At 67.8% G+C, this 12,470-nt stretch carries 16 protein-coding genes; 8 read left to right on the top strand and 8 right to left on the bottom strand.

Annotated elements, in window-relative coordinates; all coding sequences use genetic code 11:
* Positions 1 to 30: 30 nt before the first annotated feature.
* On the bottom strand, positions 31 to 837 hold the full coding sequence (locus tag AC07R7_RS05600; RefSeq protein WP_492837341.1) for a class I SAM-dependent methyltransferase: 807 nt from the start codon (positions 835 to 837) through the stop codon (positions 31 to 33).
* 69 nt (positions 838 to 906) lie between these two features.
* On the opposite strand from AC07R7_RS05600, the gene gloB reads away from it, so the two are divergent.
* The 3 genes from gloB to AC07R7_RS05585 all read left to right on the top strand — a co-directional run bounded on the left by gloB (position 907) and on the right by AC07R7_RS05585 (position 2,720).
* Positions 907 to 1,656, top strand: a complete 750-nt coding sequence (gloB, locus tag AC07R7_RS05595; protein WP_494634439.1) for a hydroxyacylglutathione hydrolase — start codon at positions 907 to 909, stop codon at positions 1,654 to 1,656.
* Positions 1,653 to 2,135, top strand: a complete 483-nt coding sequence (locus tag AC07R7_RS05590) for a cupin domain-containing protein (RefSeq protein ID WP_494634438.1) — start codon at positions 1,653 to 1,655, stop codon at positions 2,133 to 2,135. The genes gloB and AC07R7_RS05590 overlap by 4 nt, the downstream gene beginning before the upstream one ends.
* 144 nt (positions 2,136 to 2,279) lie before the next feature.
* On the top strand, positions 2,280 to 2,720 hold the full coding sequence (locus AC07R7_RS05585) for a hypothetical protein (RefSeq protein WP_492837344.1): 441 nt from the start codon (positions 2,280 to 2,282) through the stop codon (positions 2,718 to 2,720).
* A gap of 15 nt (positions 2,721 to 2,735) precedes the next feature.
* On the opposite strand, the gene AC07R7_RS05580 is transcribed toward AC07R7_RS05585, so the two are convergent.
* The 4 genes from AC07R7_RS05580 to AC07R7_RS05565 all read right to left on the bottom strand — a co-directional run bounded on the left by AC07R7_RS05580 (position 2,736) and on the right by AC07R7_RS05565 (position 6,917).
* Complete coding sequence (locus AC07R7_RS05580) at positions 2,736 to 3,725, bottom strand: LacI family DNA-binding transcriptional regulator (protein ID WP_494634850.1); 990 nt, start codon at positions 3,723 to 3,725, stop codon at positions 2,736 to 2,738.
* Between the two features lie 238 nt (positions 3,726 to 3,963).
* Positions 3,964 to 4,746, bottom strand: coding sequence for a DUF4908 domain-containing protein (locus tag AC07R7_RS05575; RefSeq protein WP_494634437.1), 783 nt, complete (start codon positions 4,744 to 4,746; stop codon positions 3,964 to 3,966).
* Positions 4,747 to 4,881: 135 nt separating this feature from the next.
* Positions 4,882 to 5,604: a beta-ketoacyl-ACP reductase gene (locus tag AC07R7_RS05570; RefSeq protein WP_492888078.1), complete on the bottom strand. Its 723-nt coding sequence runs from the start codon at positions 5,602 to 5,604 to the stop codon at positions 4,882 to 4,884.
* Between the two features lie 137 nt (positions 5,605 to 5,741).
* Positions 5,742 to 6,917: an acetyl-CoA C-acetyltransferase gene (locus AC07R7_RS05565; protein ID WP_492837347.1), complete on the bottom strand. Its 1,176-nt coding sequence runs from the start codon at positions 6,915 to 6,917 to the stop codon at positions 5,742 to 5,744.
* Between the two features lie 218 nt (positions 6,918 to 7,135).
* On the opposite strand from AC07R7_RS05565, the gene phaR reads away from it, so the two are divergent.
* Together phaR and AC07R7_RS05555 are read left to right on the top strand one after the other, a co-directional pair.
* Positions 7,136 to 7,801: a polyhydroxyalkanoate synthesis repressor PhaR gene (gene phaR / locus AC07R7_RS05560; protein WP_494634436.1), complete on the top strand. Its 666-nt coding sequence runs from the start codon at positions 7,136 to 7,138 to the stop codon at positions 7,799 to 7,801.
* A 61-nt stretch (positions 7,802 to 7,862) separates the two neighbouring features.
* Positions 7,863 to 8,192, top strand: coding sequence for a hypothetical protein (locus tag AC07R7_RS05555; protein WP_494634435.1), 330 nt, complete (start codon positions 7,863 to 7,865; stop codon positions 8,190 to 8,192).
* Here the strand turns inward: AC07R7_RS05555 and AC07R7_RS05550 are convergent.
* Complete coding sequence (locus tag AC07R7_RS05550) at positions 8,189 to 8,491, bottom strand: helix-turn-helix domain-containing protein (RefSeq protein WP_494634434.1); 303 nt, start codon at positions 8,489 to 8,491, stop codon at positions 8,189 to 8,191. The two genes, AC07R7_RS05555 and AC07R7_RS05550, sit on opposite strands and share 4 nt — an antisense overlap.
* A 73-nt stretch (positions 8,492 to 8,564) precedes the next feature.
* Here AC07R7_RS05550 and AC07R7_RS05545 point away from each other — a divergent pair, with 73 nt between their 5' ends.
* Positions 8,565 to 8,630 (top strand): hypothetical protein, encoded by a 66-nt coding sequence (locus tag AC07R7_RS05545; RefSeq protein ID WP_125155815.1) that lies wholly within the window; start codon positions 8,565 to 8,567, stop codon positions 8,628 to 8,630.
* A gap of 106 nt (positions 8,631 to 8,736) precedes the next feature.
* Here the strand turns inward: AC07R7_RS05545 and AC07R7_RS05540 are convergent, their stop codons facing one another.
* Positions 8,737 to 10,026, bottom strand: coding sequence for an acetyl-CoA C-acyltransferase (locus tag AC07R7_RS05540; RefSeq protein WP_494634433.1), 1,290 nt, complete (start codon positions 10,024 to 10,026; stop codon positions 8,737 to 8,739).
* A gap of 136 nt (positions 10,027 to 10,162) precedes the next feature.
* Between AC07R7_RS05540 and hemF the strand changes: the two genes are divergently transcribed.
* Positions 10,163 to 11,050 (top strand): oxygen-dependent coproporphyrinogen oxidase, encoded by an 888-nt coding sequence (gene hemF, locus AC07R7_RS05535; RefSeq protein ID WP_494634432.1) that lies wholly within the window; start codon positions 10,163 to 10,165, stop codon positions 11,048 to 11,050.
* The gene (locus AC07R7_RS05530) at positions 11,041 to 11,838 is read left to right on the top strand and encodes a CPBP family intramembrane glutamic endopeptidase (RefSeq protein WP_494634431.1); all 798 of its coding nucleotides are present in this window, start codon (positions 11,041 to 11,043) and stop codon (positions 11,836 to 11,838) included. Before hemF ends, AC07R7_RS05530 begins: the two co-directional genes overlap by 10 nt.
* On the opposite strand, the gene AC07R7_RS05525 is transcribed toward AC07R7_RS05530, so the two are convergent.
* On the bottom strand, positions 11,787 to 12,443 hold the full coding sequence (locus AC07R7_RS05525; RefSeq protein WP_494634430.1) for an O-methyltransferase: 657 nt from the start codon (positions 12,441 to 12,443) through the stop codon (positions 11,787 to 11,789). The genes AC07R7_RS05530 and AC07R7_RS05525 overlap by 52 nt on opposite strands.
* Between the last annotated feature and the right edge of the window lie 27 nt (positions 12,444 to 12,470).

Genomic DNA, 12,470 nt, shown 5'->3' with positions numbered 1-12,470 from the left:
AGGCGTCCGCGCGCTTCGCTCCAAGTGAGATCAGACGTCCCGACCGTTCGGCGCCTGAGGAACGGGCGCCTGATGAACGGGAACGGACCGGCCACCTTCGTGCCGCGCGGGGGTCGGCCCGGCCGGACTGGGCAGCAGGACGCCGGGCGCGAACACCCGCGCGCGAGCGCGATGGCCGCGCGGCTTGACCGCGAAGGTCTGCTTGATGGCTTCCATCAGGATCACCCCGGCGAAGCGCGGCCACAGGCGCGCGCCGACCTGCTCGAAGCCCTCGGCCCACGACGCCATGGCCCCGACCGGAGGCACATAGAGAGCCCGCGTCCAGCCGGCCGGCTCCAGGTCCGCCTCTCGAATCAGCGATTCCAGCTGGCCGCGGCTGTAGGGGCGGCCGTGGCCGAACGGCGTGGTCTCGGCGCCCGTCCAGACGCCGTCGCGCGACGACACCGCCACGATCAGCCGTCCCGTGGGGGCCATCACCCGGCCAATCTCGGCCAGCAGGGCGGCCGGGTCGTCGGCCTCTTCCAGGGCGTGGACGGCAAGAACGCGGTCGAACATGGCGTTGGGCAGCGGCAAGGCTGTCTCTTCGACCAGGCAGGCCTGGTTGCGGCCGCCATGCGGCCAGACCTCGACGCCCTGCTGGGCCGGCATGGCGGCCACCACCCGGCGGGCGTTGCCCCGGGCGGCGTCCAGAAAGGGGGTGGCGTAGCCGACGCCCAGCACGTCGAGGTCCCGCGTATTACCCCATGCCTCTTCCACCTTGCGGGTCAGCATGGTCCGCGCCGCGCGGCCCAGCGGGGCGGCGTAGAAGGCTCTCAGATCCAGCACGTCGCGGCGCATTGAGTCTCCCGAGCGTCGAGGCCATCCTTGTAGGCGCGCCCGCGTCGGCGCGATAGAGCAAGCCCTCTCATGTCCCTGACCGTCCACCAGTTCCCGTGTCTGTCCGACAACTACGGCTTCCTCGTGCGCGACGAGACCAGCGGCAAGGTCGCGACCATCGACACGCCGGACGCCGACGCCATCCTCGCCGAGCTCGACACGCTGGGCTGGAGCCTCGACTTGATTCTCAACACCCACTGGCACCCAGATCATGCCGGCGGCAACGCGGCGCTGAAGAAGGCCACGGGCGCGACCATCACCGGCCCGGCCGAAGTGACCCGCATCGCGCCGCTGGACCGCGTGGTGCGCGGTGGTGACATCGTCCTGCTGGGCGAGACCCGGTTCGAGGTCATCGACTCCGGCGGCCACACCCTGGGCCACATCGCCTATCACGACGCCGCCGACGGCATCGCCTTCGTCGGCGACACCCTGTTCGCCCTAGGCTGCGGCCGTCTGTTCGAGGGTACGCCCGAGCAGATGTGGGAGTCGCTATCCCGCATCACCGCCCTGCCCGACGACACCGTCGTCTACTGCGCTCACGAATACACCGCCGCGAACGCCCGCTTCGCGCTGTCGGTCGATGACGACCCCGCCCTCAAGGCCCGCGCCGACGCGGTGTTCGCGGCCCGCGAGCGCGGCGAACCGACCGTGCCCACCACCATCGGCGCCGAGAAGGCGACCAATCCCTTCCTGCGCGCGCCGCGGCTGCGGTCGGCCGCCTCCACCCCCGCCCAGGCCTTCGCCGAGATCCGGGCCGCCAAGGACAGCTTCAAGGGATGAGTGACAGCGTGATCGACTCCAACAAGACCGTACGGGGCGTCTCCGGCGACCTGGGCGCCAAGGAAATCATCCGCATGCTGGACATGCAGCCCCATCCCGAGGGCGGCTGGTACAAGCGGACCTTCGAAGACGAGCCCGGTCCCGACGGCCGCGCCCATTCCACCTGCATCTACTACCTGCTGGAGGCCGAGCAGATGTCGGCCTGGCACCGCGTCGACGCCGTCGAGACCTGGCACTGGTACGCCGGCGCGCCGATCTCGATCACCCTGTCGCCGCCCGGCGGTCGAGGCGCCACGGCCTATGTCCTGGGTCCGGACCTGCGCGCCGGCTGCCGGCCGCAGGTGGTCGTGCCGACGCTGTGGTGGCAGACCGCGGTCAGCCTGGGCGCGTGGACTCTGGTCGGCTGCACCGTCGCGCCGGGCTTCCGCTTCGAGGGCTTCGAGCTGGCCGCGCCCGATTGGAGCCCCTCGAAAACCTAAGCCCTCCATACCTGCGTCAACCGGTCGCGGGTGCTCAGATAGGGTACCCATAGTGGGCAACTTGGTCGCATGGCGTCGTTCATCGAGCCATGCAATCCTTTTCACGTCGCGCCGAAACGACGACCCTGGGGAACCGAGTAACCTATGTCCGATGAGTACATCAACGCTCGCGCGGCCAGCCGCTACGCGACGGACTACATTCTACGCTGGGTCGAGATCGCCAACGAAGTCCATGGTTCGGACCTCCTGTACGCCCTCGTTTTCACTACCCTTTGGGCCGGCAACTGCTCGCATATCCGCGGCGGCCTCTACGCCGAGGTCGACGAAGTTCCGCCGGACCATGAGCGCCGCCCGCTGACCGTGCGCCAAGTCGCCGACTCGCTGGCCCTGCCTTACGAAACCGTTCGCCGCCGTTTCGTCGAGATGCTGGAGAAGGGCATGGCCCAGCGCGTCGGCCGCGAAGGTTTCATCGTCCCGCAGTCGGCCCTGTCCAAGCCCGAGGTTCTGCAAGGCCTGAAGCGTTCGCACCAGAGCCTGGCCCGTTTCCTCAAGGAATTGAAGTCGATCGGCGTCGAAGCGACGTAGGTCCCCGTCGGCGCTCTAGACGCTGGAGCCGCGCACCACCAGCTCGACCGGCGACAGGGTCCCGGGCGCATCCTCGCCGGCCATGCGGCGGAACAGCAGGTCGACCATCGCCCGGGCCCCGAACGCCAGGTCCTGGCGGATCGTGGTCAAGGGCGGAGTGCTGTAACGGGCCAGGACGATGTCGTCGAAGCCGACCACCGCCACCTCGCCCGGCACGCTCCTGCCGGCCTCGGTCAGGGCGCCGATCGCCGCCAGGGCGATGATGTCCGAGAAGGCGAAGGCGGCGTCGAACGACACACCGGTCGCCAAGAAGGCCGTGATCGCTTCCTGGGCCTCTTCCATGGCGCAGGGCGCTGGCGCGACCAGACTCGCGTCGAAAGGAAGGCCCGCCTCGGCCAGGCCCATCTTGTAGCCCTCGAAGCGCTGGGCGGCCTCGGGCGCCTCAACCGCACCGAGGAAGGCGATGCGCTTGCGGCCGGCGCCGGCCAGGTGCGCCACGGCCAGTCGACCGCCCTGGACGTTGTCGCTGCCCACCGCGCAATAGCGCTGGCCCGGCAGCGGGGCGCCCCAGACCACCATCGGCTTGTAGGTGTCGGCGACGGCGTTCAGCGCCTCGTGCTGGACTCTCTGGCCGATCAGAACCAGACCATCGGCGCGGTGCGACTGGATGATACGGTCCAGCCAGCCCGGCTCGGTCACGATCACCTTGTTGAGCAGAACGGAGTAGTTGCGGCGCGTGATCTCGTCGGCCAGTCGCCCGACCATCTCCAGTAAGAACGGGTCGGAGATCAGCTGCCCCGCCTCGTGGGCCAGCGGAATGATGACGCCGATGGTGTCGGTCTTGCGCAGGCGCAGGGACCGCGCCGACTGGTTGACGACATAGCCGTGGGTCTGGGCGATCTCGACGATCTGGTCGCGCAGCGTCTTGGGGATCAGCGGATTGCCCGCCAGCGCGCGCGACACCGTCGAGATCGACACGCCCGCCATGCGGGCGATGTCGGCCATCTTCAGCCGCCCACGCTCAGGAACCTCGGCGAGCTCGGAGCTATCCATGACCAGACAATAGAACCTTGCGGATGCACGAAAAGCCTCGCTGGCGTCGCACCACGCGGGGTTGATCCCATGCGGCGGCGCCATCGTGGCCGTGTGTCATCAAGCTAGACCATTCGGGTAAACGGTCGCTGAGGAGTTATGGTTACGCTTGGAGAACGACGTTCGCCAGAATTCAGTACGCCGCGACGGATCAGCGGTTCATGACCTTGATGATCCGCTTGGACGAGGGCCGGCCGGCCAGGCCCTGATCCGGCGAATAGGTGATGGTCAGGGCCCCGTCCTTCAGCGCCGCGGACGGCTTGCGGCCCTCGGCCAGCAGGACACGGAAGACCTTGGCGATGATCGAGCGGTCGCCCTTGCGGGCCATCCGCTCGAAAGCCTCGGCCACGACCGTGGCGGAGTCGGCGGCCAGGACAGAGGTCTCGGGCCGCACGTCCTCGACGGTCGAGAACTCGATATCGCGCTGGGCCGCGCGGCTGGCGCGGGCCGTGGCGATGCGGACGCGCTGGACGAACACGCTGAACGACATGATCGCCGGCGGCTGGATCGACGAGGCGCGGCCCGACAGGGCGGCGGCCGCGCCCATCGGGGCGTCGTCGGTGAACAGGATCATGCCGCCCAGCTTGGTCACCCGCAGTACGGGTTCGCCCAGGTCGTTTCGGTAGATGACATCGCCGCGCGAGGCCGGCTGGGCCGACAGCACCCAGACCTCGGCGCTGTTGTCGAACTTCATCAGCGGCTGGGGCGCGGCCTGGTCGAAGATGAAGGCGCCGCCGCTTTCGGAGACATAGCGCCCCACCGGCGGAGCGGCGACGCGGCGGGCCTCGGCCGGCCCCTTGTGACCAAGCAAGGCGTCCCGCAGCGAGTGCGGCAGCTGCTGGGCGTTCGCGGACGCCGTCATGACCATCAGAGCCGCGATCGCCAGGGACACACGGGCCCCGAGGTCAGCCAACTCCGCCTTACAGAATTTCATGCGATCCGTACTGCCCGCCGACTGGGGCGAATCTTGGACGCGTTAACGCCTATTCCCCGAAGCCGGCGGCATGAGGCCCAACCGCAACAGTCGGCGTCAAGCCTTGGGCTTCAGGGAACCGGGATCAGGCCCGCATCAGGCCATGTACTGGCCACCGTTGAGGCTGAGCGTGGCGCCCGTGACGAAACCCGCGCGTTCGCCCGACAGGAACGAGACCATGTCGGCGATCTCCTCGCCCTTGCCCAGGCGACCGACGGGGATGCCGGCGATGATCTGGGCCAGAACGTTCTCCGGCACCGCCGCCACCATCTCTGTGTCGATGTAGCCGGGGCAGATCACATTGACCGTCACGCCCTTCTTGGCGTTCTCGAGCGCGAGCGCCTTGGTGAAGCCGATCAGGCCGGCCTTGGCGGCTGAATAGTTGGTCTGGCCCATCTGGCCCTTCTGGCCGTTGATCGAGCTGATGTTGACGATGCGACCCCAGCCGCGGTCGCGCATGCCCTCGATCACCGGGCGGGTCATGTTGAACGCCGAGTCCATGTTGACCCGGATCACTTCGGACCACTGCTCGTAGGTCATCTTGTGCAGCATGCCGTCACGGGTGATGCCGGCGTTGTTGACCAGGATGTCGATGGGGCCAAGCTCGGCCTCGACCGTCTTCACGGCGGCGGCGCAGTCGTCGAACGAACCGACATTGCCCTTCACCACCATGACGCCCAGCGCCTTGGCGCAGGCCGCGGCCGCTTCCTCGTTGCCGGAATAGCCCGCCGCCACCTTGTGTCCGTCGGCGATCAATCGCTCGCAGATCGCCCGGCCGATCCCGCGGGTGCCGCCGGTCACGAAAGCCACTCTCGTCATCTGATCTCTCCCGAACGCTGTTTTCTTATGGTTCGCGTGATCCGCGCGCCTCAGCAAGAGGAAGCGCGCGGATCACGCCTAAGGATGCGCGACGTTATTGAGGCAGCCTACTTTCTTGAGGCCTGGGCGCTCCGGACCTAGACGGCCTCGACGCACATGGCCACGCCCATGCCGCCGCCGATGCAGAGGGTGGCCAGGCCCTTCTTGGCGCCCGAGCGCTTCATCTCGTGCAGCAGGGTGGTCAGGATCCGCGCGCCCGAGGCGCCGATCGGGTGGCCGATGGCGATGGCGCCGCCGTTGACATTGACCTTGGCCGGGTCGAGGCCCAGCTCGCGGACAACGCACAGCGACTGGGCGGCGAAGGCTTCGTTGCTCTCGACCAGGTCGAGGTCGGCGACGGTCCAGCCAGCCTTTTCGAGCGCCTTTTTCGAGGCCGGGATCGGACCCGTGCCCATGATCTCCGGCTCGACGCCGGCATTGGCCCATGAGGCGATCCGGGCCAGCGGCTTGAGGCCGCGCTTGGCGGCTTCGTCGGCGGTCATCAACACCAGGGCGGCTGCGCCGTCATTGAGGCCCGAGGCGTTGGCCGCGGTGACCGAGCCTTCCTTGTTGAACACGGGCTTGAGGCCCTGGACGCTTTCCAGGGTCGCGCCGTGGCGAATGAACTCGTCCTTGTCGACGATGGTGTCGCCCTTGCGGCCCTTGATGGTGACCGGAACGATCTCGGCGTCGAACTTGCCGGCCTTCTGGGCGGCCTCGGCCTTGTTCTGGCTGGCGACCGCGAAGACGTCCTGGTCCTGGCGGGTGATCTGCCAGCGGTTGGCGATGTTCTCGGCCGTCTGGCCCATGTGATAGCCGTGGAAGGCGTCCCACAGGCCGTCCTTGATCATGGTGTCGACGAAGGTCAGGTCACCCATCTTCTGGCCGCCGCGCAGGTTCTGGGCGTGCGGCGCCTGGCTCATGCTCTCCTGGCCGCCAGCCACGACGATCTTGGCGTCACCGGCGGCGATCTGCTGGGCCGCCAGGGCCACGGCCCGCAGGCCCGAGCCGCACAGCTGGTTCAGGCTCCAGGCCGGGCTCTCGACCGGGATGCCGGCATTGACCGAGGCCTGGCGAGCGGGGCCCTGGCCGGCGGCGGCCTGCAGCACCTGGCCCAGGATAACCTCGTCGACGTCGGCGGGGGCGATGCCGGCGCGCTCGACGGCGGCCTGGATCGCGATCTTGCCCAGGTCCGAAGCGGGCAGGCTGGACAGCGCCCCGTTGAACGAACCGACCGGCGTGCGCGCGGCGGAGACAATGACGATGTCGCTCATGGATAGGCTCCCGTGACGTTCTGACGTGACGCCTTCGCGGTTGCGGCGCCCGTGCTTTTGCGATGCAGCATCCAACATGCACATCGCGACGGCGTTCGTCACGGCTACATTTTCACGGCTTGGCGACAGCTCCAAGTCATCTGACCACTGGCGCCTCGCCTTTGCATTAGCGATAGTGCGGTGCGAGAAGCGGTCCAACCGCTACCTTAGGGAACGAAATGTCCGAGAACCCTGAAAAAGGCGAAACGGCCGCGAACAGCGAAAAGGCGGGCGCCGAGAAGGCTGCCGGCCAGCGCGTCATCATCAAGAAGTACGCCAACCGCCGCCTCTACAACACGGCCTCGTCGTCCTACGTGACCCTCGAACACCTGTCGGACATGGTGAAGGAGGGCGTCGACTTCGTGGTCTATGACGCCAAGACCAACGACGACATCACCCGCTCGGTCCTGACCCAGATCATCTTCGAGGAAGAGAATCGCGGCGGCGGCCAGAATCTGCTGCCCATCCAGTTCCTGCGCCAGTTGATCGGCTTCTACGGCAATTCGATGCAGGCCTTCCTGCCGTCGTACCTGGAAATGTCGCTGGAGAGCTTCTCCAAGCAGCAGGAGCGCATGCGCGGACAGTTCGCGGGCCTGGCGCCCGGCAAGATCCCCGGCATGGGCGTCTATGAAGAGCAGATCCGCCAGAACATGGCCTTGTTCGACCGGGCCATGAAGATGTTCTCGCCGTTCGCCTATGTGCGTCCGGAAGACGGCGGCGCGGCGCCCGCCGAGCCTCAGCCTTCGCCTGCGCCCCCCCCCGCCGGCGACGACTCCCTGGCCGACCTGAAGCGCCAGATGGAGGCGATGCAGGAGCAGTTGGCCAAGCTGGCGAACAAGTCCTAACCCACGCCTTAACCAAGACGCTCCAGCGGTTCTTAACCGTCCGGCTTCTAGGCTCTTCACCATGAGCGGCCCGATCGATCCCCTTCGACGCCCTGGTCCCGCGCGCCGCGCCCTGCCGGCGCCGCGCGATGGCGAGCGTCATGAGACCGAAGAAGAGGTTGTATTCGTCGTGGAGGAAGACGCCCCCCCACCGCGTCAGGAACCCCCGCCGCGCCGGGGAGGCTTCGCCGCCTTCGCCGCGCATGTCATGGGTCAGCCTGGACAGAAACGCGGCCTGCGCGGTGGGCAGGAAGTGCTGGATACGGCCAGATCGACCTATCTCGGGACGGAATATTCCGGGCCGGCCGATCGCCGTCCCCCAACGGGCCTGCTGAAGAAGACCAAGATCTAACCCTTCAGGCGGGCCAGCTCGGCCTCGAGCGCGGCGACCCGCGCCTCCAACGCCGCCAGACGCTGGGCGTCGCTGACCGGCGGTGGACGCATCCCGGCGCGCGACGCGGCCTCGGCCGGCGTGACGCCCAAAAGCTCGGCGAAGACAGAGACTTCCCGCATCGATAGCTCGCGCTGGTCCTTGAACGCCAGGGTGAGGTCGGCCTCGCTCAGACCAGCGGCGGCGGCCAGGATCGTGCGGCTCAGACCGCGCTCGGCGAGGCGTTCGTCGTACCAGGCGGCGTCGAAGAAGAGCGCCATCAGCGGGAACCGAAGGGTTGGCGCCAGTCTTGCTTAATCGTTGGTGAATTCATCGCCCACGGGTCTTCAAATGCTGTCCGTCGCCATCCGCATCTTCGACGTCGCCGTCGTGGCCCTGATCTTCACGGCCCTGACCTAGGATACGCCCTCGCCCTTCGACAAGCTCAGGGTGAGGACGACATCAAACGTCGCGGTAGAAACCTCATCCTGAGCTTGTCGAAGGACGAGGTTTCGGCTCCTCGAACCTAAGCGCTCTCCAGCAGCATCATCGTGCCCTGGCCGCCGTCGGCGCAGATGCTGACGATGGCGCGCTCGCCCTTCGGACGGGCGGCCAGCTCCTTCACCGCCTGGCTGAGAATCCGCGCTCCGGTCGCCCCGAACGGGTGACCCAGCGCCAGCGAGCCGCCGAACGGATTCATGCGATCGCGTGGGAACGCGCCCATCGGCGCGGCGACGCCGGCCTTCTCCGACAGGAACTTGGCGCTTTCCCAGGCCGCGATGTGCGACAGCACCTGGGCGGCGAAGGCCTCGTGGATCTCCCACAGCCCGACATCGGCATAGGTCATGCCGTTGCGGGCCAGCATGCGCGGCACGCCATAGGCGGGCGCCATCAGCAGGCCCTCGTGGCGCAGGTCGATCGAGGTGACCTCGTAGTCGACGATCTTCACTTTCGGCGTCTCACCCGGCAGGCGGGCCATGCCGGCCTCGGACCCGACCCAGATCGCCGCCGCGCCATCGGTGAGCGGCGAGGAGTTGCCGGCCGTCAGCGTGCCCTTGCCGCTGGTCTTGTCGAAGGCCGGACCCAGCTTGGCCAGCTTCTCCAGCGTCGAGTCCTTGCGGGGGATGGTGTCGCGCTTGGCGCCGCCGATCGGAATGACCAGGTCGTCGAAGAAGCCTTCCTCCCAGCCCTTCACCGCGCCCTGGTGGCTGGCCAGGGCGTGGGCGTCCTGGTCGGCGCGCGACAGGTTCCATTCCTTGGCGGTGATCTCGGTGTGCTCGCCCATGGACAACCCCGTGACCCGGTTGGCCACCTTGGGGATGAACAGCTTCACGTCCTTCAGGTTCAGCGCGCCCAGGGCCGCCAGTCGCTGCTGGCCCGTCTTGGCGCCCTGGAACTTGCGGATCCAGTCCGACAGGGCGACCGAAAGGCCGATCTGCACCCGGCTCATGCTCTCGACGCCGCCGACCAGGGCGAGGTCGCGGCCCCGCCCGTCGATCATGCCGGCCGCCTCGATCGCGCCGATCATGCTGGTCGAGCAGGCCATGATGGTCGAGAAGGCCGGAATGGTCGGGTCGGCTCCGGCGTCCAGCAGCACTTCGCGCGCCAGGTTGCTCCAGGTCAGATTCGGAATGACCGTGCCCCAGACGGCGAAGTCGGGCCGCGCGCCTTTCGCCAGCATGGCCTTCACGACCGGCACGGAGAGTTCGATCGCGTCGTAGGAAGCCAGCGGCCCGTCGACCTTGGCGAACGGGGTGCGGACGCCCGAGGCGATCCAGACATCCGAGGACTTGGCGGCGGATTTGGCGACGGGCATGACGAACTCCGGAAGGCGCGGAAACCTTGATCTATATGGGGTCGCCGTCCCGTTCTTGTCGAATACCGCCCTTCGGTTTTGCCTCAGGCGCGGCGACCCATTTGCACGCGGGCGTTCTGCGGCTTAATCCGACGGCATGAGCACCGACCAAGACCTCGAAATTCTGGCCCTCGACGACAAGAAGGCCAAGGCCCGCGCCTGGTTCGAAAGCCTGCGCGACCAGATCTGCGCGGAATTCGAACGCCTGGAGGACGAGGCCCCTGCCGATCTCTATCCCGGCGCGCCCGGCCGCTTCGAGAAGAAACCCTGGGACCGCCCGGCCGGCGGCGGCGGCGTCATGGGCATGATGCACGGCCGCCTGTTCGAGAAGGTCGGCGTCCACGTCTCGACGGTGCACGGGACCTTCACGCCCGAGATGGCGAAAAACATGCCCGGCGCGGCGGACGACCCCCGGTTCTTCGCCACCGGCATCAGCCTGATCGCGCACATGACCAATCCGCGGGTGCCGGCCGTGCACATGAACACCCGCTTCATCGCCACGACCAAGAGCTGGTTCGGCGGCGGCGGGGATCTCACACCCCTGCTCGGCTATCAGCGCCAGCAGGACTTCCCCGACGCCATCGACTTCCACGCCGCCTACCAGCGGGCCTGCGACAAGCACGATCCGGACTGGTACGCCAAGTACAAGGCCTGGTGCGACGAGTACTTCTTCCTGCCCCACCGTAATGAACCGCGCGGTATCGGCGGCATCTTCTACGACCACCACGACAGCGGCGACTGGGACCGGGACTTCGCCTTCACGCAGGACGTTGGCCGGGCGTTCCTGGAGATCTATCCGGAGCTGGTCCGTCGCCGGATGGGCGAGGCCTGGACGGCCGACGAGCGCGAGCAGCAACTGGTCCAGCGCGGCCGCTATGTCGAGTTCAACCTGCTCTACGACCGTGGCACGATGTTCGGTCTGAAGACGGGGGGGAACGTGGAATCGATCCTGAGCTCGATGCCGCCGGCGGTGAAATGGCCTTAGGGACAGTGTCGGCCGGCCGCCGGATCGCGGCCTTCGTCATCCTGTTCGCTCTCTACCAGTCGGCCGAGGGCGTAGGCATGCTCTGGCTGCACAGCCCCGCTCTCCAGGCCGTACTGATGATCGCCGCCCTGCTGGCGGCCTGGCCGGTTGGACGCTGGCTGCTGGGCCATCGCGGCTATGACGCCTATGCCCTCGACCTCAAGCCGGGTTGGGCGCGGCTGGTGCTGGTCGGCATTCTACTGGCCGCCCTGGCGCGACTCGCCGCGGTCTTCTGGGGCCTGGCGAACGGAACCTTCGTCTTCGGTTCGCCACCTGCCTCGCACACACCGATCTTCTGGATCGGCATGGTCGCCGGCGCGGCCCTGTCGACCTTCGTCGCCTCGATCACCGAGGACATCCTGACCCGAGGCTTCTGGCTGAAGGCCTCGGGCGTCGCCTGGACCAGCTCGGCCTTCGTCCTGGCCAGCAGCGCCATCTATCTGCTGAATCACATCTACCGGCTGGGCGACGGGCCGTTGGCCTGGATGCGGATCTTCTGCTTCGGCCTGGCCTATGCGGCCGCGGCCTGGCGCTGGAAGAGCCTCTGGGCCGCCGTCGGTCTGCACTGGGGCTGGAACCTGACCAACACCTTGCTCGATGGCGCGGTCACCATCGACGCGGCCCGTCCGGACGGGTCGCCCTGGCTCTCGGCCGGGGCGCACCTCGTCCTGACGGCGATCGTGCTGCTGTGGCCCGTTCAGAGCTTCATCGACAGTTCCACGTCCTCGCCGAACGGCACGGACAGGTAGCCGGCTTCGGTGGACCGCACCTTCGCCAGATACTCCGGCGCATAGTCGGCGTTGTCGGCGATGATCAACGCGCCCGGCCGCAGGCGGCTTTCCAGTAGGGCCAGGATCTCCGGATAAAGCGCCTTGGCGCCGTCCAGCAGGACGAGATCGATGGTCTCCGGCAGGTCGACAGCCAAGGTCCGCAGCGCGTCGTCCAGGCGGATCTCGACCAGGTCCAGCAGGCCGCCGGCCACCAAGTGCTCCTGGGCGCGCTCGGCCTTGAACGGCTCGAACTCGGTGGTGATCAGGCGACCGCCGCCCCCATTCCCCCAATTGTCGCGCAGGGCCGCGGCCAGGTGCAGGGTCGAGACGCCGAACGAGGTCCCGAACTCGACGATCGTCTTCGCGCCGATCGATCGCGCCAGCATGTAGAGCAGCGCGCCGGTGTCGCGCGACACCGCCAGCGGAAATTCCTTCAGGGCGCCGTAGAGCTCGAGATACTCGGTCTTGCTGCGCATCAGCCGCTCGCGCTCGGCGGCGGGCACGCCGGAGAAGACGGGGCGCGCCGTGTCGCTCAGGTCGAACAGGCGGCCCAGCAGCGGGCCAAGCTTGATCAGGGTGTTCATGGAGGTCTCCAAAAGCGCGGTGTTGCG

This window comes from Caulobacter sp. GW821-FHT05F04, assembly GCF_059419665.1.
This window is presented reverse-complemented; position numbering and strand designations above follow the sequence as displayed.

Excerpts from the sequence above, each read along its gene's own strand:
- AC07R7_RS05600 (WP_492837341.1), bottom strand. The coding sequence starts at position 837 with ATGCGCCGCGACGTGCTGGATCTGAGAGCCTTCTACGCCGCCCCGCTG.
- gloB (WP_494634439.1), top strand. The coding sequence starts at position 907 with ATGTCCCTGACCGTCCACCAGTTCCCGTGTCTGTCCGACAACTACGGC.
- AC07R7_RS05590 (WP_494634438.1), top strand. The coding sequence starts at position 1,653 with ATGAGTGACAGCGTGATCGACTCCAACAAGACCGTACGGGGCGTCTCC.
- AC07R7_RS05585 (WP_492837344.1), top strand. The coding sequence starts at position 2,280 with ATGTCCGATGAGTACATCAACGCTCGCGCGGCCAGCCGCTACGCGACG.
- AC07R7_RS05580 (WP_494634850.1), bottom strand. The coding sequence starts at position 3,725 with ATGGCCGACATCGCCCGCATGGCGGGCGTGTCGATCTCGACGGTGTCG.
- AC07R7_RS05575 (WP_494634437.1), bottom strand. The coding sequence starts at position 4,746 with ATGAAATTCTGTAAGGCGGAGTTGGCTGACCTCGGGGCCCGTGTGTCC.
- AC07R7_RS05570 (WP_492888078.1), bottom strand. The coding sequence starts at position 5,604 with ATGACGAGAGTGGCTTTCGTGACCGGCGGCACCCGCGGGATCGGCCGG.
- AC07R7_RS05565 (WP_492837347.1), bottom strand. The coding sequence starts at position 6,917 with ATGAGCGACATCGTCATTGTCTCCGCCGCGCGCACGCCGGTCGGTTCG.
- phaR (WP_494634436.1), top strand. The coding sequence starts at position 7,136 with ATGTCCGAGAACCCTGAAAAAGGCGAAACGGCCGCGAACAGCGAAAAG.
- AC07R7_RS05555 (WP_494634435.1), top strand. The coding sequence starts at position 7,863 with ATGAGCGGCCCGATCGATCCCCTTCGACGCCCTGGTCCCGCGCGCCGC.
- AC07R7_RS05550 (WP_494634434.1), bottom strand. The coding sequence starts at position 8,491 with ATGGCGCTCTTCTTCGACGCCGCCTGGTACGACGAACGCCTCGCCGAG.
- AC07R7_RS05540 (WP_494634433.1), bottom strand. The coding sequence starts at position 10,026 with ATGCCCGTCGCCAAATCCGCCGCCAAGTCCTCGGATGTCTGGATCGCC.
- hemF (WP_494634432.1), top strand. The coding sequence starts at position 10,163 with ATGAGCACCGACCAAGACCTCGAAATTCTGGCCCTCGACGACAAGAAG.
- AC07R7_RS05530 (WP_494634431.1), top strand. The coding sequence starts at position 11,041 with ATGGCCTTAGGGACAGTGTCGGCCGGCCGCCGGATCGCGGCCTTCGTC.
- AC07R7_RS05525 (WP_494634430.1), bottom strand. The coding sequence starts at position 12,443 with ATGAACACCCTGATCAAGCTTGGCCCGCTGCTGGGCCGCCTGTTCGAC.